A 22,086-nucleotide genomic window follows, 5' to 3' on the forward strand; every position below is an offset into this window, starting at 1 on the left:
GGATCGCAGCTCTCGGCTCGAACCCGGCACGGCCGCTCCTCTAGCGCCGCCCCGCCCCTCCCGCACCGGATGCCGGACTCCAGGAGTCCGCTCTCGCATCCGACCCCTTTCGCACTCGCTTTCCCTACGAAACTCATCTGAGAGACATGTCCTCCTCGCCTTCCGCGCAGAACTCCTCGCCGTCCTCCCCTCTTTCCACCCCGGCCGCACTGTGGCGCCTGAAGCCCTTCGTGAAGCCCGTCATCTGGCGGCTCGCCGGCGGTGCGGCCAGCGCCCTCATCGCCGCGCTCATCGCGCTGATGATCCCGATCGTCCTCGAACAGATCATCTCCGGTCCGGTCCGGTCCGGCGAGATCAGCGCGATCGTCTGGGGCGCAGCGGCCGTCTTCGCGCTCGCGCTCGGCGAGGCGCTGATGGTCTGGCTGCGTCGCCAGTTCGTGCTCAATCCCTCGACCGAGGTCGAGTACAAGATGCGCACGGAGCTCTACTCGCGCCTGCAGACCCTTCCGGTGTCGTTCCACGACCGCTGGGGCTCCGGCCAGCTGCTCAGCCGCATGATGCAGGACATCGGTCTCATCCGTCGTTGGCTCGCCTTCGGGCTGGTCCTGCTCGTCGTCAACGTGCTCACGATCATCATCGGTTCGATCCTGCTTTTCCGGTGGCACTGGCTGCTCGGCACGATCTTCCTGGTGACCGCGATCCCGCTGTGGATCCGCGGCTACCTGTTCGAGAAGCGCTACGGCGCCCTGACCCGTCGCAGCCAGGATCAGGCCGGCGATCTCGCGACCAGTGTCGAGGAGAGCGTGCACGGCATCCGCGTCCTGAAGGCGTTCGGGCGCGGAAAGCACGCGCTCAGCCGCTTCAGCCGCCAGGCCGAGACGCTGCGCGAGACCGAGATGAGCAAGGCCGGCGCGATCGCGTCCATCTGGTTCTGGCTCGACCTCATGCCGCAGATCGCGTTCGGTCTCAGCCTGATGTCCGGTATCTGGCTGATCTCCCAGGGGCAGATCGACGAGGCTCAGCTGTTCGCCTTCTTCGCGATGGCGGTCGTGCTGCGCTGGCCCATCGAGTCGATCGGCTTCCTGTTCTCGTTCATGCTCGATGCCCGCACGGCCACCGATCGCGTGTTCGACATCTTCTCCGAGACCAACACCATCACCGATCCGGAGAACCCGGTGCACATCACGCAGCCGCGCGGAGAGCTCGCCTTCGAGAACGCGCACTTCCGCTACCAGGATGCGGGTTCGCACGAGCGGGATCTGCTCGACGGCATCGATCTGGTGCTGCGTCCGGGCGAGACCATGGCGCTGGTCGGGCTCACCGGCAGCGGAAAGACCACGCTCACCACGCTTCCGACGCGTCTGTACGACGTGACAGGGGGGAGGGTCACGCTTGACGGCGTGGATGTGCGCGACCTCCCGCTCTCGGAGCTCCGTCAGCACATCGCCATGGCGTTCGAGGACGCGACGCTGTTCTCGGCGACCGTCCGGGAGAACGTGCTGCTCGGGCGCGCCGAACTCGACGTGCACAGCGAGGAGGGTGAGCGCGTGCTGCGCGAAGCCCTGGAGGTCGCTCAGGCATCGTTCGTCGATGCGCTCCCGGAGGGCGTCGAGACCGTGATCGGCGAGGAGGGACTCAGTCTCTCGGGCGGTCAGCGTCAGCGGCTCGCCCTCGCCCGCGCGGTGGCGGCGAAGCCGAAGGTGCTCGTGCTCGACGACCCGCTGTCGGCGCTCGACGTCGACACCGAGGCGCTGGTCGAGGAGGCGCTCCGGCACGTCCTCGCCGACACGACGGCGATGATCGTCGCGCACCGTCCGTCGACGGTGGCTCTCGCGGATCGGGTCGCGCTCCTCGAGGGCGGGCGCGTGACAGCGGTCGGCACCCACTCCGAGCTTCTGAAGACGAGTCGGCACTACCGGCACGTCATCTCCAGCCTGGAGGCGGAGGAGGCTGCGCGGACCGGAGCGATCCCGATCATCCGCGACGAGCAGCTGGCGGTCGCCGAAGAGGTGCGTGAGGGGCTCGCGAAGCAGGCCGCGGACGAAGACCCGATCATCGAGAAGGAGGTGCAGCGATGAGCTCCGCCATCACCGGAACCCAGAACGAGGACCGTTCCGCGTACACCCGCGAAGAGAGCAGGCAGATCCGTCGTCGGTCCCTCCGACTGCTCGGTTCTCTGGTGCGCCCGTTGAAGCTGCAGATCGTGCTGGCCGCCGTGGTGCTGATCATCTCGACCGCGCTGCAGGTCGCCGGCCCCATCCTGATCAGCATCGGGCTCGACCGTGCGCTCCCGGCCGCGGTGAAGCAGGCCGACTGGATGCCGACCTTCCTGATCGGCGGCGTGTACCTGCTCGCCGGAGCGCTGGCCGCCGTGATGATCGCCTGGTATGTGATCATCGCCGCCAAGCTCACGCAGGCGGTGCTGCTCGACCTGCGCAAGCGCATCTTCCTGCACACCCAGCGCCTGAGCCTGGAGTTCCACGAGTCCTACACGTCCGGCCGGATCATCTCGCGCCAGACCAGTGATCTCGACTCGATCAAGGAACTCCTCGACGGCGGACTGAACGAGCTCGTCTCGGGCGTGCTCTTCGGTATCTTCACCTTCATCGCCCTCTGCATCTGGGACTGGCAGTCGGGACTGATCCTCGCCATCGGCGGCGTGCCGCTGTTCTACTTGATGCGCTGGTTCTACTCCCGCTCGCAGCTCGTCTACCGCGAGTCGCGCGTGATCAGCGCGAAGGTGATCGTGCAGTTCGTCGAGACGATGACCGGTATCCGCGCCGTGAAGGCATTCCGCAAGGAGCCGCGCAACGATGAGGCGTTCCAGGAGATCGCGGGAGACTACCGCGACGTGAACCGTCGGTCGATGCTGCTGTTCGGGACGTTCGAGCCCGGGCTGATGGGGGTCGCCGCACTGGTTCTCGGCATCGTCGTGCTGTGGGGTGGAATCCGTGTCTCCGAGGGAGCGCTCACGGTCGGCGTGCTGTTGTCGGCGGTGCTCTACGTGCGCAACTTCTTCGCTCCGATGCAGGAGATCGCGATGTTCCTGAACTCCTACCAGTCGGCCACGGCCGCGCTGGAGAAGGTGTCGGGTGTGCTCGAAGAGGTGCCGACCGTGCCCGATCCCGAGAAGCCGGTCGATCTCTGGGAGTCGCGCGGTCACATCCGGTTCGACGAGGTGACCTTCGGCTACAACGGCGAGAAGACGATCCTCCCGAACTTCTCCCTCGACATCCCGGCCGGGGAGACGATCGCCCTGGTGGGCACGACGGGTGCGGGCAAGTCCACGCTCGCCAAGTTGATCTCACGGTTCTACGACCCTTCGGAGGGACGCGTCACGCTCGACGGCGTCGACCTGCGCTCGCTGCACCCGAAGGATCTCCGTCGCGCGATCGTGATGGTCACGCAGGAGGCCTACCTGTTCAGCGGCACGGTCGCCGACAACATCGCCCTCGGCAAGCCCGATGCCTCGCTCGAGGAGATCCGTGCGGCTGCCAAGGCCGTCGGCGCCGACGAGTTCATCTCGTCGCTGCCGGACGGGTACGGCACCGACGTGAACAAGCGCGGCGGACGGGTCTCCGCGGGCCAGCGGCAGTTGATCTCGTTCGCGCGGGCCTTCCTCGCCGACCCGGCGGTGCTGATCCTCGATGAGGCGACGGCATCACTGGACATCCCGTCCGAGCGTCTCATCCAGGACGCTCTGCAGACCCTGCTCAAAGACCGCACCGCGATCATCATCGCCCACCGCCTCTCGACGGTCGCGATCGCCGACCGGGTGCTGGTGATGGAGCACGGGAAGATCATCGAGGACGACAGCCCCGACGCGCTGATCGGAGGCACGGGCAAGTTCGCCCAGCTGCACGCCGCGTGGCAGGGCACACTGGTCTGATGACGACGTCACTCCCTCCGCTGCGGACGTGGGCATCCCCCGCGTCCGCAGCGGGGGGAGCGCATCGCGGGACCCTCGTGCGAGCGGTTCGGCGGGAGCGCAGGCTCGGTAGCATCGAGTCATGGACCCGTTGCTGCTCGCCGCCGAGTGGTGGTGGATCGCGCCGACCGCGGTCGCCGCAGGAACGGTCGGATGGATCGGCCTGCGCAGGCGGAGCACCGTGAGCGGGCGGCGCCTCGAGGTCGATGCCGCGCGTCACGACCTCCGGATGGCGCAGGCAGCTCTCGTCGAACGGCGTGCGGCGCTCAAGGTCGCCCGCGCCGATCATGCCAGGGTCGTGGCGGAGCGGGCCGCGAGACGGGCTTCCCCCGATCAGGTGGCGAGCTCCCGCCGCATGCTGCGTGACGTCGAGCGCGACACCAAAGCGTGTGCCGCCGATGTCAAGGCCAAACAGGCCAGGCTCCAGGCGGCACGGGCGGCTGTACCCGCGGCGTCGGCTCCTCGTCCTCTCGACCGGTTGCGTTCCGCGCACGATGCGGTGGTCGCTCGATGGATGCTCTACGAGACCGACCCCGCGCGCCAGATCGCCTATCCCGAGATGACAGACGTGAAGCAGCCGGCGACGGTCGCGTATCTGCGTGCGTCAGAACGGGCGAGCGAGCTCCGGCGCGGGCTGGGGGATCGGCCGACGCCCGCCGAGTTCGCCGCCTACCGTGATGCGGTGGCGGCCCTCGCGAGTGCCTTCGAGGTCGCCGAGCACACCGCTCGGGTGAAGGCGGGGGAGGTGCCGGCGGCACCCGCCTGGCAGGACGCGGCTCAGGACGCCATCGCTCGATCGACCGAGGCGATCGAGCGCGCCGCGGCCTCCGCGGCCTCCGCTCTGACCCACTGGGCATCACGAGGGCGCCGCGGGGATCCGCCCCGCGACGATCGCTGATGGCGCGAGGCACAGGCGGCCCTGAGCGGGGCGTGGGAGCGATCCCGTGCCGAGGGCGACGAGGTCTCGATGGGGGAGGGGATTCGAGACCCCGCCGCCGGTCTTAGGGCGTGACCCGGATCTCGGCGATGACCTCGCCGTAGGCGGTCTCCCCGACGGGGGTGAATCCGACGCGGTGGAAGAAGGTCTCCGGGCCGCCCTCTCCGGCCTCGTAGATCACGTTGACGTGATCGACGCCACGAGCACGGGCTTCTTCGATGAGCGACTCGACGGCATACCGGCCGACGCCGCGTCCCTGATCGTCGGCGTCCACGTTGATGCGCCACAGCACCGAGCGGAAATGCTCCTCCGGCGCTTCGGCGTCGAAGTTCGCGCTGACGAAGCCGACGACCTCGTTGCGGTCGAGGATCACCCGCTGCCAGGACGTCTTCGGATTGATGACCGTGGCCGCGATCCCGTACGAGACGGGAGCGAGGAACTGCTCCTGTCCGGGCTTGAGCGACAGGTTGTTCACGGCGACGATCGTCGCAGCGGAGAGTTCGACCATGCGCAGTTCGGACATGCACCCAGGCTAACCCCTCCGGACCGGACGCACACGTCTCGGGGAACATTTCACCGAGGCGTGGGCTCCCGTCTGCTCTCGGAGCGCGTCCCCGGCGGCGGCTCGGCCACACGGTCAGAGCCACTCAGGTATCTTGGTGTCGAGACAAATTGACTATGAGAGCGGAGAACCACCTGGTGACCGACGACGCCATCATCTACACCCACACTGACGAAGCGCCGGCGCTCGCTACCGCCTCGTTCCTGCCGATCATCCAGGCATACACCGGCCAGGCGGGCATCGAGGTCGAGACTCGTGACATCTCGCTGGCGGGTCGCATCCTCGCCGCCTTCCCGCAGAAGCTCTCGCCGGAGCAGCAGGTCGGCGATGCGCTCGCGGAGCTGGGCGGACTCGCCACGCTCCCCGAAGCGAACATCATCAAGCTTCCGAACATCTCGGCGTCCATCCCGCAGCTCAAGGGCGCGATCGCCGAGCTGCAGGCACAGGGCTACGACATCCCGGACTTCCCGGACGAGCCGGCGTCGCTCGAGGAGAAGGACGTCCGGGCCCGGTACGACCGCATCAAGGGGTCCGCCGTGAACCCGGTGCTGCGTGAGGGCAACAGCGACCGCCGTGCGCCTCTCGCGGTGAAGAACTACGCCAAGAAGCACCCCCACCGCAACAAGCCGTTCGCCGCGGGATCGAAGACCCGCGTCGCGACCCTCGGTCACGACGACTTCAAACACAACGAGCGTTCCTGGGTCGCAGCCCACGATGACGTGCTCAGCTTCCGTCACACGGCCGAGGACGGCACGGTCACGGTGCTCAAGGAGGGCCTGAAGGTCCTGCCGCGCGAGATCATCGATGCCACGTTCCTCTCGGCCAAGGAGCTCGACGCGTTCCTCGCCGAAACCCTGGCGGCGGCGAAGGCCGATGACGTGCTGTACTCGGTCCACCTCAAGGCCACCATGATGAAGGTCAGCGACCCGATCATCTTCGGCCACGTCGTGCGAGCCTTCTTCGCCGACGTGTTCGCGCAGTACGGCGATCAGCTCGCCGCTGCCGGGCTCAGCGCGAACGACGGCCTCGGATCGATCCTCGGCGGACTCGCGAATGTCGCCGGGGGTGAAGAGATCGCCGCGGCGTTCGACAAGGCCATCGCAGAGGGGCCGCGCCTGTCGTACGTGAACTCCGACAAGGGGATCACCAACCTGCACGTCCCGAGCGACGTGATCGTGGACGCGTCGATGCCGGCTCTCGTCCGCAACGGCGGCAAGCTGTGGGGCAAGGACGGGGAAGAGGCGGACACGCTCGCCGTCATCCCCGACTCCTCCTACGCCAGCGTCTACCAGGCCGTGATCGACGACGTGATCGCCAACGGCCCGCTCGACCCCGCGACGATCGGCACCGTTCCCAACGTGGGTCTGATGGCGCAGGCGGCCGAGGAATACGGCAGCCACGACAAGACCTTCGAGATCGCGGCGGACGGCATCGTCCAGGTGCTCGACAGCGAGGGCACCGTCGTCATCGAGCACACGGTTAGCAGGGGGGACATCTGGCGCGCGACGCAGACCAAGCACATCCCGGTGATGGACTGGGTCCGACTCGCGGTCACGCGTGCCCGCGCCACCGGCGCTCCCGCCGTGTTCTGGCTCGACGCGAACCGCTCGCACGACGCGCAGATCATCGCCAAGGTGCACCAGGGTCTCGCGACGCTCGACACCAAGGGGCTCACCATCACGATCCTCGCGCCCGAGGAGGCCACGCGCTACACGCTCGCCCGCATGCGCCACGGTCTGGACACCATCTCGGTGACGGGCAACGTGCTGCGTGATTACCTGACCGACCTGTTCCCGATCCTCGAGGTCGGCACGAGCGCCAAGATGCTCTCGATCGTGCCGCTGCTCGCCGGCGGCGGCCTGTTCGAGACGGGGGCGGGAGGGTCCGCGCCCAAGCACGTGCAGCAGCTGGTGGAGGAGAACTACCTGCGCTGGGACTCGCTGGGTGAGTTCTTCGCGCTGGCGGCCTCGCTCGAGCACTTCGCCGACCGCACGGGCAACGAGAAGGCACGGGTGCTGGCCGAGACGCTCGACGCCGCGACCGGTACCTTCCTCGAGGAGGACCGTTCACCCGGACGCGCGCTCGGAACGATCGACAATCGCGGAAGCCACTTCTACCTGGGCCTGTACTGGGCGCAGGAGCTCGCGAAGCAGACGAAGGACGCCGAACTCGCTGCGGCCTTCGCTCCGATCGCTGCGACGCTCACCGAGAACGAGGAGAAGATCGTCTCCGAGCTCAACGCGGTGCAGGGCGCGCGGGTCGAGATCGGCGGCTACTACCGTCCGGATGACGCACTCGTCTCCGCTGTCATGCGTCCCTCCGCGACGCTGAACGGCATCGTCGACGCACTGCGCTGAGGCAGGAGAAGGGGCGGATGCTACGGCATCCGCCCCTTTCGTGTTCCGGTCGGTTTCGGTCTGCGCACTGCGCACCGGCCGAAACCCAGACGACAGTCTCACCGCACGGCGAGCCCGTCACAGACACGCCGACGGGGAGCCATCCGCTCTCCGTTTTGGCACGCGGATCAGTAGTAGACGGAGATCTCGAGGCCCTCGGGGGACCAGTCGTAGACGTACTTGGCGAGATCGATCGGCAGATTCACGCAGCCGTGGCTCATCCGCTGACCGAAGTTGTTGTGCCAGTAGGTGCCGTGGAAACCGATGTTGGGGGCGAACCACGTGATCCACGGCACGTCCTTCGTGCAGTAGGGCGCGCCTTCGAAGCAGCCCATGTCCTGCATCGCCGTGTGCGCGAACACCCGGAAGTTGCCCGTCGGGGTCAGGGTGCCCGGCAGACCGGTGGAGACGGCCCAGGACTTCACGACTTCGTTGTTCTCGAAGAGGTAGGCGCGCTGCTGGCTCAGATTGATCTCGATGCGACGGAAGAGGTTCACCGTCTCGAAGGCGGTCTCTTTGACGGAGAGCTCGTACACGCCGTCGCCTGCGGCGAGCTGCTGAGCGAACGCCTCGGCGACGCCGGAGGTGTCGTCGAGCGCGCGGCCCGCGGCCCCCTCCCGCTCGGCGCGGAGCACGGTGCCGCCGGAGTCGACGATGTTCGTGGCGTTGACCGGGGCACGGTCGACGAGTCCGGGAAGCGTGTCGACCGTTGCCTGGATGGTGGTGGGATCGGCCTCGATGCGCAGCTGGCCGTCGTCGTCGAGCACGGTGAGCCAACTGGCCGCGACGGCCGGCGCGACCGGGACGGTGCGTTCGTCGCCGACGTAGAAGCCGATGGTCGAGAGCATCGTGTTCAGCGAGGCGGCCGTGGCGGTCGCGTCGTCATCCGAGACAGCGGGCAGGGCTTCTGCGGGACCGCCCGGGTACTCGAACGTCGTGCTCCCACCGGCCACCGCATCGGCGAACGCGGCGTTGAGGTCATCGACATCGATCCCCGTGCCCGCCTCGGACGGGGTGATGACGTAGGTGCCACCGGCCGCGTCGAACACGACCCCGGCGTCGACCGGGTCGTCGAAGCTCGTCGGGACCGCGCTGCGCAGCGCTGCCGAAGCCGTGGCGGCGTCGAGTGTGATCTCGCCGGGAACGGGATCACCCATCCAGGTGCCGAGATTCCAGAGCGGACGTTCCGCGAACGCGGTGTCGGCGAGCGCTGTGGCGTCCACCGTGGCGCCGAGGTCCGTGCCGGTGAGCACGGCGCCCTCGCCCTGCCCCGTGAGGGTGACTTCGGTCTGTGCGATCTGCGTGCTGATGGCTTCGGCCGCAGCACCGGGGGTCATCCATCCGACCGGGATCCCGGCGACGGTGGTACCCGGTGCGATGAGCACGAGGGACGCGGCCCCGGCGCCCAGCGCGATGGTGCCGAGACCGATGCCGATCCAGAGGCCGAGGTGACGCTTCTTGGAGGCGGGCTCGATGGGAGCCCAGGCCAGCGGCTGCTCACCGGTGGTGGGCGGTGCCGTGTCGGTCTGAGCGTCCGCCGGGGTGAGCACGGCGGTCGGGGCGGAGTCGTCGCCGTGCGTCTCGGCCGCGCCCGGTGCAGAAATCAGATCGGTCACGAACTTCACCCCCCGGTTCTCAAACGTGTCCTGGGGATCAATGGTACGGGATGGGAGGTAACGGGGAGGCAACGGTCGTGATATGGTCACCCCCCGCTCCTCGGCTCAGTCGATGATGGCGATGCCGTCGATCTCGACGAGCATCTCCTCCCGCGGCAGCCCGGTGAAGACGGTGGTGCGCGAGGGGAGCACCCCGTTCGTGGTGTGCGCGGTCACGAAGGCGCCGTAGGCGTCGTTCATGATCGGGAAGTCCTCGCGCTTGGTGAGGTAGACGCGCAGCATCACGACGTCGTCGAAGGTCGCGCCGGATGCCTCCACGATCGCCTTGACGTTCTCGAGGGTGCGCGTGGTCTGGGCGGCGACGTCACCCGGGAAGAGGTACTCGTTCGTCTGCGGGTCGACGGGGCCCTGCCCGGAGACCTGCACGAACGGACCCTTGCGGATCCCCTGGGAGAAGGTGTGTGCGGGGGCGGGGGCGGCGTCGGTGGAAACTCGGATCTTCGCGGTCATGCCGCCAGCCTAGTAGCCTTGTTAGATGCCTCTACAAATTCCGGATCCCGTCATCGGCGCCTGGACGAAGGGCTTCCCGGCACGTGCCGCGGGACTCCGTCTCTCGGAGGTGCCCGGCGCCGGCCTGCGCCTCTCCGATCTGGTCACCCCGGTGCTCACGGTGCACGAGGACGCGCTGGCGCACAACGAGGAGACGGTCTTCACCTGGGCGAAGGAACAGGGGGTGCGGCTCGCCCCCCACGGCAAGACCACGATGGCGCCGGCGCTCTGGCAGCGGCTCCTGGAGGCGGGTGCGTGGGGCATCTCGGTCGCCACGCCGTGGCAGGCCGAGGTGGCGGTCGACGCGGGCGTCCCGACCGTTCTGATCGCCAACGCCGTCACCGATCTCGCCGCCGTGCAGCGCCTCAGCGACCTGCTCGCCGCCGACGAGGGCCTGCGTGTCCTGTGCTGGGCCGACTCGCTCGCCGGTGTCGAGATCCTGGCTTCGGGGATGCGCGATGCGGCACGTCCGCTGGACGTCCTCGTCGAGCTGGGCGGCGCCCGGGGGCGCACGGGGGCGCGGACCGTGGTGGAGGGAGAGCGGATCGCCCACGCGATCTCGGATGCCCCAGGCCTTCGGCTCGCCGGTGTCACCGGTTATGAGGGACCGTTCGGACCGGATCGCAGCGACGCGTCGATCGAGGCCGTCGACGCCTACCTGGAGACCCTGGTCTCGTTGCACGCGCGGTTGGAGTACCCCGACGGCCTGCGGCCGGTGCTCAGTGCGGGCGGCAGCGCTTTTCCCGACCGTGCCGCGGCCGTGCTCGCGACCGCGGGAGCCACGGCTGACGTCGTCCTGCGTTCCGGCGCGTTCCAGATCCACGACGACGGCTTCTATTCGCGGATGTCCCCGTTCGGCCCCGTGACCGGCACCGCCCCGCTCCGCTCCGCGATGCACGCCTGGTCTCGCGTCGTCTCGCAGCCGGAGGACGGCCTCGCCCTTCTCGATGCCGGGCGGCGTGATGTGCCGTTCGACCTCGATCTGCCTGTGCCGCAGTCCGTCGAGGGCGATATCACCGCGTTGAACGATCAGCACGCCTTCCTTCGGATCGCGGACGGTGCCGCGGTCGCCGTCGGCGATGTCGTGCGGCTCGGCCTCTCGCACCCGTGCACGGCGTTCGACAAGTGGCGGGTGGTCGCGGTCATCGACGACCCGGACGCGGCCGACCCTCGCGTGATCGGAGCGGTCGCGACATGCTTCTGAGTGCGGAGAAGTCCGCGGTCGGGCTGGTGCGGGTGTATCGCGCGGCGACAGTCGTCGATGGGACCGGCGCCCCCCGCTTCGTCGCCGATGTAGCGGTCGAGGGGACGAGGGTCGTCGGTGTCCTCCCGGCCGCGGAGCCGGACGACGTTCTCGAACTTCCGCAGGGGGCGATCGAGATCGATGCGAACGGTCTCGTGCTCGCGCCCGGCTTCATCGACATGCACGCCCACAGCGAGCTCGCGGTGCTGAGCGGCGTCGCCCACGACGCGAAGATCCGCCAGGGGGTGACGACCGAGGTCCTCGGTCAGGACGGCCTCGGCTATGCACCGCTCGACGACGCCACCGCCGCCGTCATCCCCGGCCAGATCGCCGGGTGGAACGGGATGCCCGCCGACAGCCCCTGGCGCACCATGGACGACCTCCTCTCCGCGATCGACGCGGCGACGGTGGCGAATGCCGCCGTCCTCGTTCCGCAGGGGAATCTCCGGATGATGGTGGTCGGGCATGAGAATCGCCCGGCGACCGCCGCGGAGCTCACCGCGATGACGGAGCTGCTGGGTGCGGCCCTGGACGCCGGCGCCTTCGGGATGTCGAGCGGCCTCACCTATACGCCGGGGATGTACGCCGACGTGGCCGAACTCGAGGCACTGTGCCGGGTCGTCGCCGAGCGCGGCGGATACTGGGCGCCGCACACCCGCAGCTACGGCGGGGGAGCACTAGACGCCTACCGCGAGGCGCTGGACATCGGCCGTCGCACCGGCTGCCCCGTGCATCTCACACACGCCACCATGAACTTCGCCCCGAACCGGGGGCGAGCGGCGGAACTGCTGGCGTTGATCGACGGAGCCATCGCCGACGGCGTCGATGTGACCCTGGACACCTACCCCTACCTGCCCGGTGCGACGACGCTCGCGGCTCTGCTGCCGAGCAGGCTGGCAGCGACGGGCGATCTGCTGCGTGCCATCTCCGACCTCGACCTCGCCGGCCGCGAAGCCGTGCGTGTGGAGCTGGAGGACATCGGCTGCGACGGCTTCCACGGCGAGACGGCGGACTGGACCCAGATCCAGATCTCCGGCACGGCCAACCCCGCGCTCGCAGATCTCGTCGGCCGAACCGTCGCCGAGATCGCCGAGACGACCGGACGACGGGCCGTCGATGTCGTGCTCGACACCGTGCTCGAAGATGCCGGTGCCACGGGGATCCTGATGCACATCGGCGATGAGAACAACGTCCGCACGATCATGCGTCATCCGCAGCACTCGGGGGGAAGCGACGGGATCCTGATCGGTGCCAGACCGCATCCGCGCGGCCGTGGCACCTTCCCGCGTTATCTCGGGCACTACGTGCGTGAGCTCGGCGTGCTCACGCTGGAGGAGGCTGTCCGTCACCTTTCCGGGACACCGGCGCGGCGGCTCGGCCTCGACCGCGGCGATGCGCCGCGGGGCGTCATCCGCTCGGGCGCGATCGCCGACCTGGTGCTGTTCGACCCGGACTCGATCGCCGCGGGCGCGACCTTCGACAGCCCGTTCACCGCTCCGCAGGGCATCGTCGAGGTGCTGGTCGGCGGCGTGGCCGTGGTCTCCGACGGCGAGGTCACGGGGGCGACGCCGGGGCGGGCGCTGCGGATGCCGCCGGCTGCGCATCGATCGACGCTGCCCCGGGTCGCGGCGCACATCGACCACGCGGAGCCCGGCTTCGCCTGGTCGAGCGGGACACCGATCATCGGGTCACCGGAGGTCGCCGCCGCGGTCGCCCGGCTCGGCGGCGGGGGGCACGACGACGCTGCCGCCCCCATCCGGCTGCTCATCGACGCCGACCTCGGCGCGGAGGCGGCGTCGAGTGGCTGCATCGCCGACGAGGCCTTCCGTGTGCGGGTGAACGCCGAAGGGATCGAGGTGCGGGGAGCGAGTGCTGCCGGCGTGTTCCGGGGCGCCACGGTGCTGCGACAACTCCGCGATCCCGATGCGGAATCGGCGCGGATCCCGGCCGGCGTGTGGGAGGGGTCGCCCGCATACGGCTGGCGCGGGGTCATGCTCGATGTGGCTCGCCACTTCCGTCCGGTGGACGAGGTGCGTCGGGTGATCGACCTCCTCGCCGATCACCACCTCAACGTGCTGCATCTGCACCTCACCGATGACCAGGGATGGCGCTTCGAGGTTCCGGGCTACCCGCTGCTCACCGAGGTCGGCTCGCGCCGCGGAGCGACGCAACGCGGTCACGGTCCGCTCGCGACGGTCGAACCGGGCGTGCATGAGGGGTTCTACACGACCACCGAACTGCGCGACCTCGTCGCCCACGCGGCTGATCGCTTCGTGACGCTCGTGCCCGAGGTCGAGCTGCCCGGTCATGTCCAGGCCGCGCTCGCCGCCTACCCGCGACTCGGCAACGTCGATGTCGCTGAACCCGCCGTCTCCGCGTGGGAGCGCTTCGGCGTCAACCCCCGCACGCTCGCGCCGACGGAGGCCGCGCTGGAGTTCGGGCGCGCGGCGATCGATGCGCTGTGCGAGGTGTTCACGTCGGAGTGGATCGGGATCGGCGGCGATGAGGTCCCGGTGACCGAGTGGGCGGAGAGTCCCGCGGCCGCCGCGCGGATGGCCGAGCTCGGACTCGCGACCCCGTACGACGTGCAGCCGTGGTTCACGGCGCACTTCGTCGCTCACGTCCGGGCCAGGGGGCGCACAGCGCTCGCGTGGGACGAGGTGCTCGAGGGTGAGGTCCCGCAAGGGGTGCGGATCCTCGCCTGGCGGGGCCCGGTGGCGATGCGCGCCGCCCTGTCGCGCGGGATCCCCGTGGTGGCCTGCCCCGACCTCGAGGCGTACCTTGACTACCCCCAGTCGGAGTCGGAGGAGGAGCCGATCAGGGTGGGGCCGCCGCTGACGATAGAACGTGCGTACACGCTTCGGGTCGAAGAGGGCGCGGTCGGCGGCCAGGCCAACGTCTGGAGCGAGCATCTGCCCACGCGCGACCGTGTCGACTTCGCGATGTTCCCGCGGCTCTCGGCGATCGCCGAGAGGCTCTGGGAGGGTGGGGAGCCGGCACCGTACGCCGACTTCGCACGGCGGCTCCCGACGCACCTGCGCCGTCTGCGCGCCGCGGGGGTGCGGTATCGTCCCCTGGATGGGCCCACGCCCGACCAGCGTCGCCCCGGAGTGCCCGGCAAGCCCCTCACGATCGAGGCCAGGGAGGGGATCGTCGCCGGCCTGGTCGCCCGTCTCAGGGAGCGCACGGAGAGCGCTCCCGTCGAGCATCGAAAGTAATGTAACGTTTCGGTAACCCTCCCCGCGCGTCTGCGGGGAGAGGTTGCACAAATTTTGTTCGTAAGGTCTACTAACAAACATGTCCGTTTCGGATGAACAGCGCCCCGCCTCGCCGGTGGAGTACCTCGGCGCGAACACGCATGCCTTCGGCCCGGGGCGCCACCTGCGGTCGCGCTCGAAAGTGCTTCCGGAACACGCGCGCGGCCACAACCGCGCCTTGGTCCTGCAGACGCTGTACCACGCCGGAGCCATGAGCCGCGCTGACCTGTCTCGCGAGACGGGACTGACCAGGGTGACCATCTCCGACCTCGTCGCCGAGTTCATCGCAGACGGCATCGTCATCGAGATGGGCGTCCGCGAGGCCGTGGGTCCCGGCAAGCCACCGATCCTCATCGACATCGACCGCTTCGGGCACCAGATCCTCGGTCTCGATCTCTCCGGTCCCAGTGCCTTCACCGGTGCCGTCCTGAGCCTCGACGGCGACGTGCTCGAGCGCCGTGAGGTGCCGCGCCCGGAGTCGCCCGATGGTGAAGCCGCCTACTCCGCGCTGCGTGAGCTCGCCCGCACGCTCATCGCCGCCTCCACTCAGCCGTTGCTGGGCGTGGGGATCGGCACCCCCGGCGTGGTGCGGCCGGACGGGGTCGTGTTGAGCTCGCCGAACCTCGGCTGGACGAACTTCCCGCTGGAGGCGAAGCTCGGCGTCGATCTCGACCTTCCCGTCCTCGCCAGGAACGATGCCAACGCGGCGGTGCTGGCCGAGTACACCTTCGGTGAGGCCAAAGCCGACTTCATGCTCATCAAGATCGGACGCGGCGTCGGCGCCGGTCTCATCACGGGCAGCCAGCCGCTGCTCGGCAGCCGCTTCGCCGCGGGCGAGATCGGACACGTCGTCGTCGGCACCGACGGCGGACCGCGGTGCGCCTGCGGCAAGGACGGCTGCCTCGAGGCCTGGCTGAGCGTCAGCCGCCTTGGTGCTGCGATCGCGGCCGATCCCGGCTCCCGTGACGAGATCCTCCGCGATGCCGGGACGCGCATGGCGATCGCCATCGCCCCCATCGTCGCCGCGCTGGATCTGTCCGAGGTCGTCCTGTCCGGACCAGCCGATCTGCTCGACGGCATCCTGATCGACGCCGCTATCGAGACCCTCCACGCACGCACCCTCGAGGGCGTGTTCGAAGACGTCAGCGTGCGACTGACGCACCAGGAGGACATCGTCCTGCGCGGTGCTGCGGTGATGGTGCTCTCCGGGCAGCTGGGAGTGTCGTGAGGTCCACCGACACCGACACCGCGGGGAACTGCATCCGATGAAGGGTGCAGCAGCCGCCGACCGAGCCGGTCGGCAGATTCGAGTGGGCCTGGATGTCGGCGGCACCAAGATCGACGCGGTGGCCGTCGACGCTTCCGGCGACATCATCGGTCGCCTCCGCCGACCGACCGGATGGGGCGAGGACGCGGTCGTCGAGAGCATCGTGGCCTCGGTCACCGCTCTCGCCGACGAGGCCGGCGTTCCGATCTCGCGCATCGGCTCCGTCGGCATCGGCATCCCGGGACTGGTGGACGCCGAAGCGGGGCGCGTCCTCCACGCGGTCAACCTCGGCGTCGAGTCGCTCGACCTCGCGGATCGCGCCGAGCGCGCCCTCGGGGTGCCTTTCCGCGTCGAGAACGACGTGAAGGCGGCTGCTCTCGGGGCCGCTGTGCTCAGCGGGGTCACCGGGTCGATGGCGTATCTGAACCTCGGTACCGGCGTGGCGGCCGGGATCGTGCTCGACGGGCGCATCTGGCGTGGTGCCCGGGGCACGGCCGGTGAAGTCGGACACATCTCGGTCGATCCGCGCGGGCGGCTCTGCGGGTGCGGGCAGCGCGGCTGCGTCGAGACCTTCTGCGGTGGCGGCGCTCTCGCCAAGGCCTGGGGGCGACCGGGGGCGCTGCCGATCAGGGATATCTTCGACGCGGCCGACGCGGGCGACCCCCTGGCGAGCGCCCTTCGCGACGATCTGTACCACGGCGCTGCGGCCGCGGTGCGTGTGCTCGTGCTCTCGGCGGATGTCGAGACCGTCATCATCGGGGGCGGACTCACCGCGCTCGGTGACCGTCTCGAGACCGGTGTCCGCGCGGCGCTCCACGCGGGCGCGGAAGCGTCACCGTTCATGCGGTCGCTCCGCTTGGATGAGAGAATCGAACTGCTCCCTGCGGGATCCCCCGCTGCCGCTTTCGGCGCCGCTCTGGTCGGCGCCTCCATCACCGAGAAGGAGATCGTCCCGCATGGCTGAGGTCGTCATCGTCGAGAACGCCGAGGCCGCCGGCGCATTGGTCGCCACCGAGATCGTGGAGTTGATCGAGCGTCGTGCCGATGCCGTCCTCGGTCTCGCAACGGGGTCGACTCCGCTGCCCGTGTACCAGGCCCTGCGCACCCAGCTCGCGGGCCGTGATCTCTCGCAGGTGCGAGGTTTCGCCCTGGACGAGTATGTCGGTATCGATCCCGCGCACCCGGAGAGCTACCGGTCGGTCATCTCGCGCGAGGTCGTCGAGCCGCTCGGTCTCGATCCGGAGCGGATCCATGTGCCCAACGGTGCGCTTGCGACGATCCAGCACGCCGGGGACGACTACGAGGCTGCGATCGACGCGGCCGGTGGCGTCGACCTCCAGATCCTCGGGATCGGCACCGACGGACACATCGGCTTCAACGAGCCGGGCTCCTCGTTCGCCTCGCGTACGCGTGTGAAGACCCTCACCGAGCAGACGCGTGAAGACAACGCCCGCTTCTTCGACTCGATCGACGATGTCCCGATGCACTGCATCACGCAGGGGCTCGGCACCATCTTGAAGGCGCGCCACCTCGTCCTGCTCGCGTTCGGCGAGGGGAAGGCCGACGCGGTCGCCCGCGCGGTCGAGGGACCGCTCAGCGCGCTCCTCCCGGGGTCCGCGATCCAGCTGCACCCGCACGCGACGGTCGTCGTCGACGAGGCCGCCGCGTCTCGCCTCGCTCTGGCCGACTACTACCGCTACACCTTCGCCAACAAGCCGGACTGGCAGGGCATCTGACGCCGGAGGAGGCCGTCAGCCGGCGAGCGAGGGCCAGGCGATCGGCAGCAGGTGCTCGATGCTCAGCGGCGCCAGCGGAAGTGTCGCGACGTCGGTGGGGGTGATCCAGCGCAACTCGGCGAGCTCCGCCTGTGCCGCGACGGACCCGGGGTCGATGGAGGCGGCGAAGGCCTCGGCCACGACACGGTGACCGGGCTCGTTCGCGGCCGCGGAGATGAAGGTGCCCAGAGGACGAAGGTCGGACTCGTCGAGCAGCACCCCCAATTCCTCGTGCAGCTCGCGGATCAGGGTCTGTGCCGCCGTCTCGCCGCGTTCGGGCTTGCCACCCGGCTGCATGAACCGGGTCGTCCCCTGTTTGCGCACGACCAGGACTCGGCCCTCGTCGTCAGCGATCACGGCGGCGCTCACGTGGATGTCAGGCATCGGGGGTGAAGACCTTCCCGGGGTTGAGGAGACCGAGCGGATCGAACACCGCGGCGATCTGACGCTGGAGCTGCCACTGGTCGTCGCCCAGCTCCTCGGCGAGCCAGCGGCGTTTGAGGACCCCGATGCCGTGCTCACCGGTCAGGGTTCCGCCCAGCCGGATCGCTGCGCGGAACAACTCGTCGGCCGCTGCCCAGACCTCCGGTGGAGCGTCTGGGCCGTCGAAGACGAAGTTCGGGTGCAGGTTCCCGTCGCCGGCGTGCGCCACGGTCGGGATCGCCAGTGCGTACTCCCTCTCGATCCGCGCGATCTCGTCGAACATCGCGGGCATCGCGCTGCGTGGCACCGAGACGTCCTCGATGAGCGTGGTGCCCAGCGACGCCATCGCGGCGTGCATGGATCGACGGATCGCGAGCAGCCGTTCCCCTTCGGCGCGATCGCGCGAGACGAGCGTCGTCCCCTCGTGGGTGCGGAGGATCTCGGCGATCGTCTCAGCTTCGGCGACGGCGGCGGGGCCGTCGGTCTGGATGGTCAACTGGGCTGCCCCGGGCGTGGGGGAGGGGAGCGAGAGCAACGCGTGCACGGCCCCGAGACTGGCGGCGTCCATCAGCTCCATGATCGCCGGTTGCACGCCGGCGGCGGTCACCGCGGCTGAGGCCGCCGCGGCGGCACGGACGCCGGGGAAGGTGGCGGTGACGGTGCAGGTCTCGCCCGGCACGATCCTGCGCAGTTTCAAGGTCGCTCCGACCACGACACCCAGTGTGCCTTCGGAGCCCACGACCAGCGCGGTGAGGTCGAGGCCCGTCACTCCCTTGACGCTGCGATGCCCGAGATGCAGCAGCCTGCCGTCGGCGAGCACGAGGTCGACGCCGAGCACGGCATCGCGTACGACACCGTACTTGGCGCACAGCAGGCCGCCCGCACCGGTGGCGATGTTGCCGCCGACCGTGGAGATGTCGCGGCTCGCGGGGTCCGGCGCCCACCAGAGCCCGTGCCGTGCGAGCTCGGCGTTGAGGTCCGCGTTGAGGATACCCGGCTCGACGACGGCGAGCAGGTCGTCGGGGCGCACCTCATGGATCGCGGTCATGCGTCGCAGGGACAGCACGATCTCGCCGCTGCCGGCGTTGGCCGCACCGGCGAGGCCGGTCCCGGCGCCGCGGATGACGACCGGCGTGCGAGTGGTCGTGGCGATGCGCATCGTCTTCTGGACATCCTCGACGCATTCGGCGTGAACGATGGCGAGGGGGCGTCCGGCGGACGCGTGACCCGAGCGATCGGCTCTGGCCTCTTCGAGCGAGTCCTCGTCGGTGTCGATGAGCCCGCCGAGCGACTCCCGCAGAAGCGTCAGGACACTCACGACGACACCCTCACGACAGTGAGCGCCGACCGCTGAGGACCCCGGCGACCACGGCCACGAGCGCGAAGGCCGTGCCGATCAGGGCCTGTCCCATCGACCACCAGGCGATCGTCACTCCGACGTAGATGAGCAGCTCGACCGCGGCGCGAAGGAACGGGTGCACGCGCAGGACCGGCCGTGGCGAGAGGAACAGTGCCCAGATCAGGACCACGATGACGGGTGCGCCGATCCCGATGATGATGTTCCACGGGAGGTCCCAGCTGGCGAAGCCCCACAGCGCGAGAGAAGCCACGGCGACGACGAGGACGACGGCGCGGACGATGTCGAGGGCGGAGAGGTTCGGGCGGTCGACACCGGGGACAGGGGCGGAATCCGAGGGCATGGATCCAGTCTATTCGCCGACGGGCGCGTCCTCGGTCGGAGCCGTGGCGCCATCTGCGGCCGCGGTGTCGGGCTCCTGCGAATCCTCTGCGGTGTCGGGCGCGGCGGCCTCCGGAGCCGTCTCCGGTGCCGTGGTCGCCGCAGGTTCGACCTCTGCGGGATCGGTCTCCTGCGGGGTGGACTCCGCGGGGCCCTGGTCCTCAGATGAGGGATCCGCGGGCGCCGTATCGTTCGAAGGCTCTTCTGCCGGTGTCTCTTCTGCCGGGGGTTGCTCGGTGTCGGATGTCTCTTCTGCCGGGGGGTCTTCGGTGTTGGGGTCTTCGGTGTTGGGGTCTTCGGTGTTCGGGTCCTCGGGGTCCGGAACCTCCCAGTCGCCCAGGAACCTGATCCCGATGTAGCCGCCCTCGCGGGTGAAGTCCAGGAGCGTGAGGTCGATCGATCCCGCCGGGTACCCCGAGGGCAGCGTGTGATGGACGGTGACCTTCGTCGCCTCGGGATCGGCGTTCTGTGCGGCTGAGGGCGAGAACACGAGTGTTCCCTGGCCGAACTCATCGAGGACGATGGTGTCGCCGCCCTCCGCGCTGTCGTCGAGGAGGCCGACGACGGTCGCGCCCGGCGCTCCGATGATGATCACGGGATAGTCCCCGACCTCGGGGTCCGCGGGGTCCACCGGAGGTACGGGGTCGACCGGCGGTGCGGGGTCGACCGGCTCGGGAGGCGTCACCGGTGTCACCGGCGTCACGGGAGATGTCTCGACCGGCGGAGCCTCGTCCGCGGCCGGCGTCTTTCTCTCCTCCACGGGCGGGGCGGGTGCGGGCGGCGAGGCGACCGGCTCGTCGATCACGACGGGCTCTTCGAGCGTCATCGACGCATCCGGTCCGACATCGGAGGTGATCGACGACGGGTCGGTGTCCCCGGCGCTGGGCAGGGACGTCTCCGGATTCGCTCCGGCGAGCCCGGGGAGGATCGTCGCCGCAGTCACGACCCCGGCCACGACCAGGGCCGCGGAACCCGCTCCCACGAGCGCGCCCATCCCGGTGAACACTCCGCCGGAGGCACCCGCACCTCCGGCGCCGGCGCCACCACCGGAACCGGCACCGCTGCCGGACCCCGCGCCACCGCCCGAAGCGGCGGAGCCGGTTGTGACGGCCCCGGCCCCTCCGTCGCCGCCGAAGACGGCACCCGGAATGCTGGATGGCATCGCAGCGAGCGCGACGATGGGAGTGCCTGCGCCCTGCAAGGTCGCGAGGTAGCCCGAGGCTCCGGCGACCCCCAGCACGAGAGGAAGCAGGACGAGGGCGAGGCGCTGGGAGACGTCTTTGGCCTCTGCGGCGACGATCATGCAACGTGCGCAGTCGTCGAGGTGCAGCTCGAGTCTCTTGTGATCGCGCGTGCTGAGGTTGCCGCGCGAGTAGGCGCCCAGATGTTCGATGGCCCATCGGCAGTCGGAACCGTCGGCAGCACTGCGCAGGTGCGCCTGGATCCACGCCTCGCGGAGCCCTTCGCGGGCACGGAAGGCCAGCTGCGACACGGCACCGGACTTCATCCCGAGGAGGTGGCCGACTTCCTGCGGCTTCATCTGCTCGATCTCGGTGTACCAGAGCACTTCCTGCCAGCGCGTCGGGAGGCTGCGGAACGCCTGGGCGGTGAGGCTCCGGTCGAGCGCCTCGTTCGCCGCCTGGTCGGTGGTCTCGGGATCGACGACGGTGTCGAGTTCGTCGATCGTGGTCTCGCGTCGCGCCCGTCCCCAGCCGGCCGCGGTGTTGCGGATGCTCGTGAACAGGTAGGCGCGGAACGAGCCGTTCGGTCCGCCACCCTTGACGATCGCCTGGTAGATGCGTGTGTACGCTTCTTGCACCAGGTCGTCCGGGTCGATCGAGGACGTGATGGATCGGGCGACCGCGATGCCCGAGGGGTAGTGGCGTCGCCAGAGTTCCCCGAACGCCCCCGTGTCGCCTGAACGGGCGCGGAGGATCAGGTCGGCATCGCCGATCAGTTCGTCGTGGCTCGAGGTCTCTTCGTGCACAATCATCCATCTGTCGCGGGGCGCGATTACGCCTCTACAGGGGAAGACGCGGGGAGGCGCCGCTCATTACGCGACTTTCCCATCCTCTCGCGAATCTCTCAGGGAAGCCACCTTTTCCCATGAAGTACGCAGAATCCCGGGGCGCGCGGCGGATGATTCGGCCGGCCTCCGAGCGCCGAGCCACTGTTCTTCGAAGAATTTCGGAAACACGCGTAATGATTCCGGGGCGCGGACGTCTCATCCATAGGACAGCCGAATAGGACTCCGGGGGCGGAGTCCAGGCGCTGCAGGTGAGCTGTGCTCGCGTGCGGCAGGGCGGGCCGGGGCCTCGGGGGAGGTATCCCGCCCGTCCGTGTCAAGACGGAGCGGGGCCGCCGTTCGGGGGAACGGCGGCCTCCCGCCCGCGTC

16 protein-coding genes are annotated in these 22,086 nt (G+C 69.4%); 9 read left to right on the forward strand and 7 right to left on the reverse strand.

Annotated elements, in window-relative coordinates:
- Positions 1-146: 146 nt before the first annotated feature.
- The 3 genes from LC041_RS06535 (at position 147) to LC041_RS06545 (ending at position 4,826) form a co-directional block, all read left to right on the forward strand.
- Positions 147-2,078 (forward strand): ABC transporter ATP-binding protein, encoded by a 1,932-nt coding sequence (locus LC041_RS06535; RefSeq protein WP_226532217.1) that lies wholly within the window; start codon positions 147-149, stop codon positions 2,076-2,078.
- Positions 2,075-3,889 carry an ABC transporter ATP-binding protein gene (locus LC041_RS06540; protein WP_226532218.1) on the forward strand — a complete coding sequence of 605 codons (1,815 nt, stop codon included), beginning with the start codon at positions 2,075-2,077 and terminating at the stop codon, positions 3,887-3,889. The genes LC041_RS06535 and LC041_RS06540 overlap by 4 nt, the downstream gene beginning before the upstream one ends.
- Before the next feature lie 121 nt (positions 3,890-4,010).
- Entirely contained in the window at positions 4,011-4,826 is an 816-nt protein-coding gene (locus LC041_RS06545; RefSeq protein WP_226532219.1) for a hypothetical protein, read from the forward strand.
- A 103-nt stretch (positions 4,827-4,929) separates the two neighbouring features.
- Here LC041_RS06545 and LC041_RS06550 read toward each other — a convergent pair whose 3' ends face one another.
- On the reverse strand, positions 4,930-5,388 hold the full coding sequence (locus tag LC041_RS06550; protein WP_226532220.1) for a GNAT family N-acetyltransferase: 459 nt from the start codon (positions 5,386-5,388) through the stop codon (positions 4,930-4,932).
- Positions 5,389-5,564: 176 nt separating this feature from the next.
- On the opposite strand from LC041_RS06550, the gene LC041_RS06555 reads away from it, so the two are divergent.
- On the forward strand, positions 5,565-7,784 hold the full coding sequence (locus LC041_RS06555; RefSeq protein ID WP_226532594.1) for an NADP-dependent isocitrate dehydrogenase: 2,220 nt from the start codon (positions 5,565-5,567) through the stop codon (positions 7,782-7,784).
- Between the two features lie 167 nt (positions 7,785-7,951).
- On the opposite strand, the gene LC041_RS06560 is transcribed toward LC041_RS06555, so the two are convergent.
- Both LC041_RS06560 and LC041_RS06565 read right to left on the reverse strand, forming a co-directional pair.
- The gene (locus LC041_RS06560) at positions 7,952-9,448 is read right to left on the reverse strand and encodes a L,D-transpeptidase family protein (RefSeq protein ID WP_226532221.1); all 1,497 of its coding nucleotides are present in this window, start codon (positions 9,446-9,448) and stop codon (positions 7,952-7,954) included.
- A gap of 96 nt (positions 9,449-9,544) precedes the next feature.
- Positions 9,545-9,949 (reverse strand): RidA family protein, encoded by a 405-nt coding sequence (locus tag LC041_RS06565; protein ID WP_028504004.1) that lies wholly within the window; start codon positions 9,947-9,949, stop codon positions 9,545-9,547.
- A 25-nt stretch (positions 9,950-9,974) separates the two neighbouring features.
- Between LC041_RS06565 and LC041_RS06570 the strand changes: the two genes are divergently transcribed.
- From LC041_RS06570 to nagB, 5 genes are all read left to right on the forward strand, one after another.
- Positions 9,975-11,192 (forward strand): amino acid deaminase, encoded by a 1,218-nt coding sequence (locus LC041_RS06570; RefSeq protein ID WP_226532222.1) that lies wholly within the window; start codon positions 9,975-9,977, stop codon positions 11,190-11,192.
- Complete coding sequence (locus tag LC041_RS06575) at positions 11,183-14,449, forward strand: family 20 glycosylhydrolase (protein WP_226532223.1); 3,267 nt, start codon at positions 11,183-11,185, stop codon at positions 14,447-14,449. Before LC041_RS06570 ends, LC041_RS06575 begins: the two co-directional genes overlap by 10 nt.
- Positions 14,450-14,528: 79 nt before the next feature.
- Positions 14,529-15,716: an ROK family transcriptional regulator gene (locus LC041_RS06580; protein WP_226532224.1), complete on the forward strand. Its 1,188-nt coding sequence runs from the start codon at positions 14,529-14,531 to the stop codon at positions 15,714-15,716.
- A 37-nt stretch (positions 15,717-15,753) separates the two neighbouring features.
- A complete protein-coding gene (locus LC041_RS06585; RefSeq protein ID WP_226532225.1) occupies positions 15,754-16,719 on the forward strand; it encodes an ROK family protein in 966 nt (321 codons plus the stop codon).
- The gene (nagB, locus tag LC041_RS06590; RefSeq protein WP_226532227.1) at positions 16,712-17,491 is read left to right on the forward strand and encodes a glucosamine-6-phosphate deaminase; all 780 of its coding nucleotides are present in this window, start codon (positions 16,712-16,714) and stop codon (positions 17,489-17,491) included. The genes LC041_RS06585 and nagB overlap by 8 nt, the downstream gene beginning before the upstream one ends.
- Positions 17,492-17,506: 15 nt before the next feature.
- Here the strand turns inward: nagB and LC041_RS06595 are convergent, their stop codons facing one another.
- Genes LC041_RS06595 through LC041_RS06610 form a run of 4 tightly spaced genes read right to left on the reverse strand, consistent with a single transcriptional unit; the run spans position 17,507 to position 21,678 of the window.
- Positions 17,507-17,914, reverse strand: coding sequence for an NUDIX hydrolase (locus LC041_RS06595; protein WP_226532228.1), 408 nt, complete (start codon positions 17,912-17,914; stop codon positions 17,507-17,509).
- On the reverse strand, positions 17,907-19,271 hold the full coding sequence (locus tag LC041_RS06600) for an FAD-binding oxidoreductase (protein ID WP_226532230.1): 1,365 nt from the start codon (positions 19,269-19,271) through the stop codon (positions 17,907-17,909). Before LC041_RS06600 ends, LC041_RS06595 begins: the two co-directional genes overlap by 8 nt.
- A 10-nt stretch (positions 19,272-19,281) precedes the next feature.
- Complete coding sequence (locus LC041_RS06605) at positions 19,282-19,653, reverse strand: YrdB family protein (protein ID WP_226532231.1); 372 nt, start codon at positions 19,651-19,653, stop codon at positions 19,282-19,284.
- A gap of 9 nt (positions 19,654-19,662) precedes the next feature.
- Complete coding sequence (locus LC041_RS06610; protein WP_226532233.1) at positions 19,663-21,678, reverse strand: sigma-70 family RNA polymerase sigma factor; 2,016 nt, start codon at positions 21,676-21,678, stop codon at positions 19,663-19,665.
- Positions 21,679-22,086: the final 408 nt, after the last annotated feature.

The organism is Microbacterium paraoxydans (assembly GCF_020524545.1).
Lineage (GTDB): Bacteria > Actinomycetota > Actinomycetes > Actinomycetales > Microbacteriaceae > Microbacterium > Microbacterium paraoxydans_C.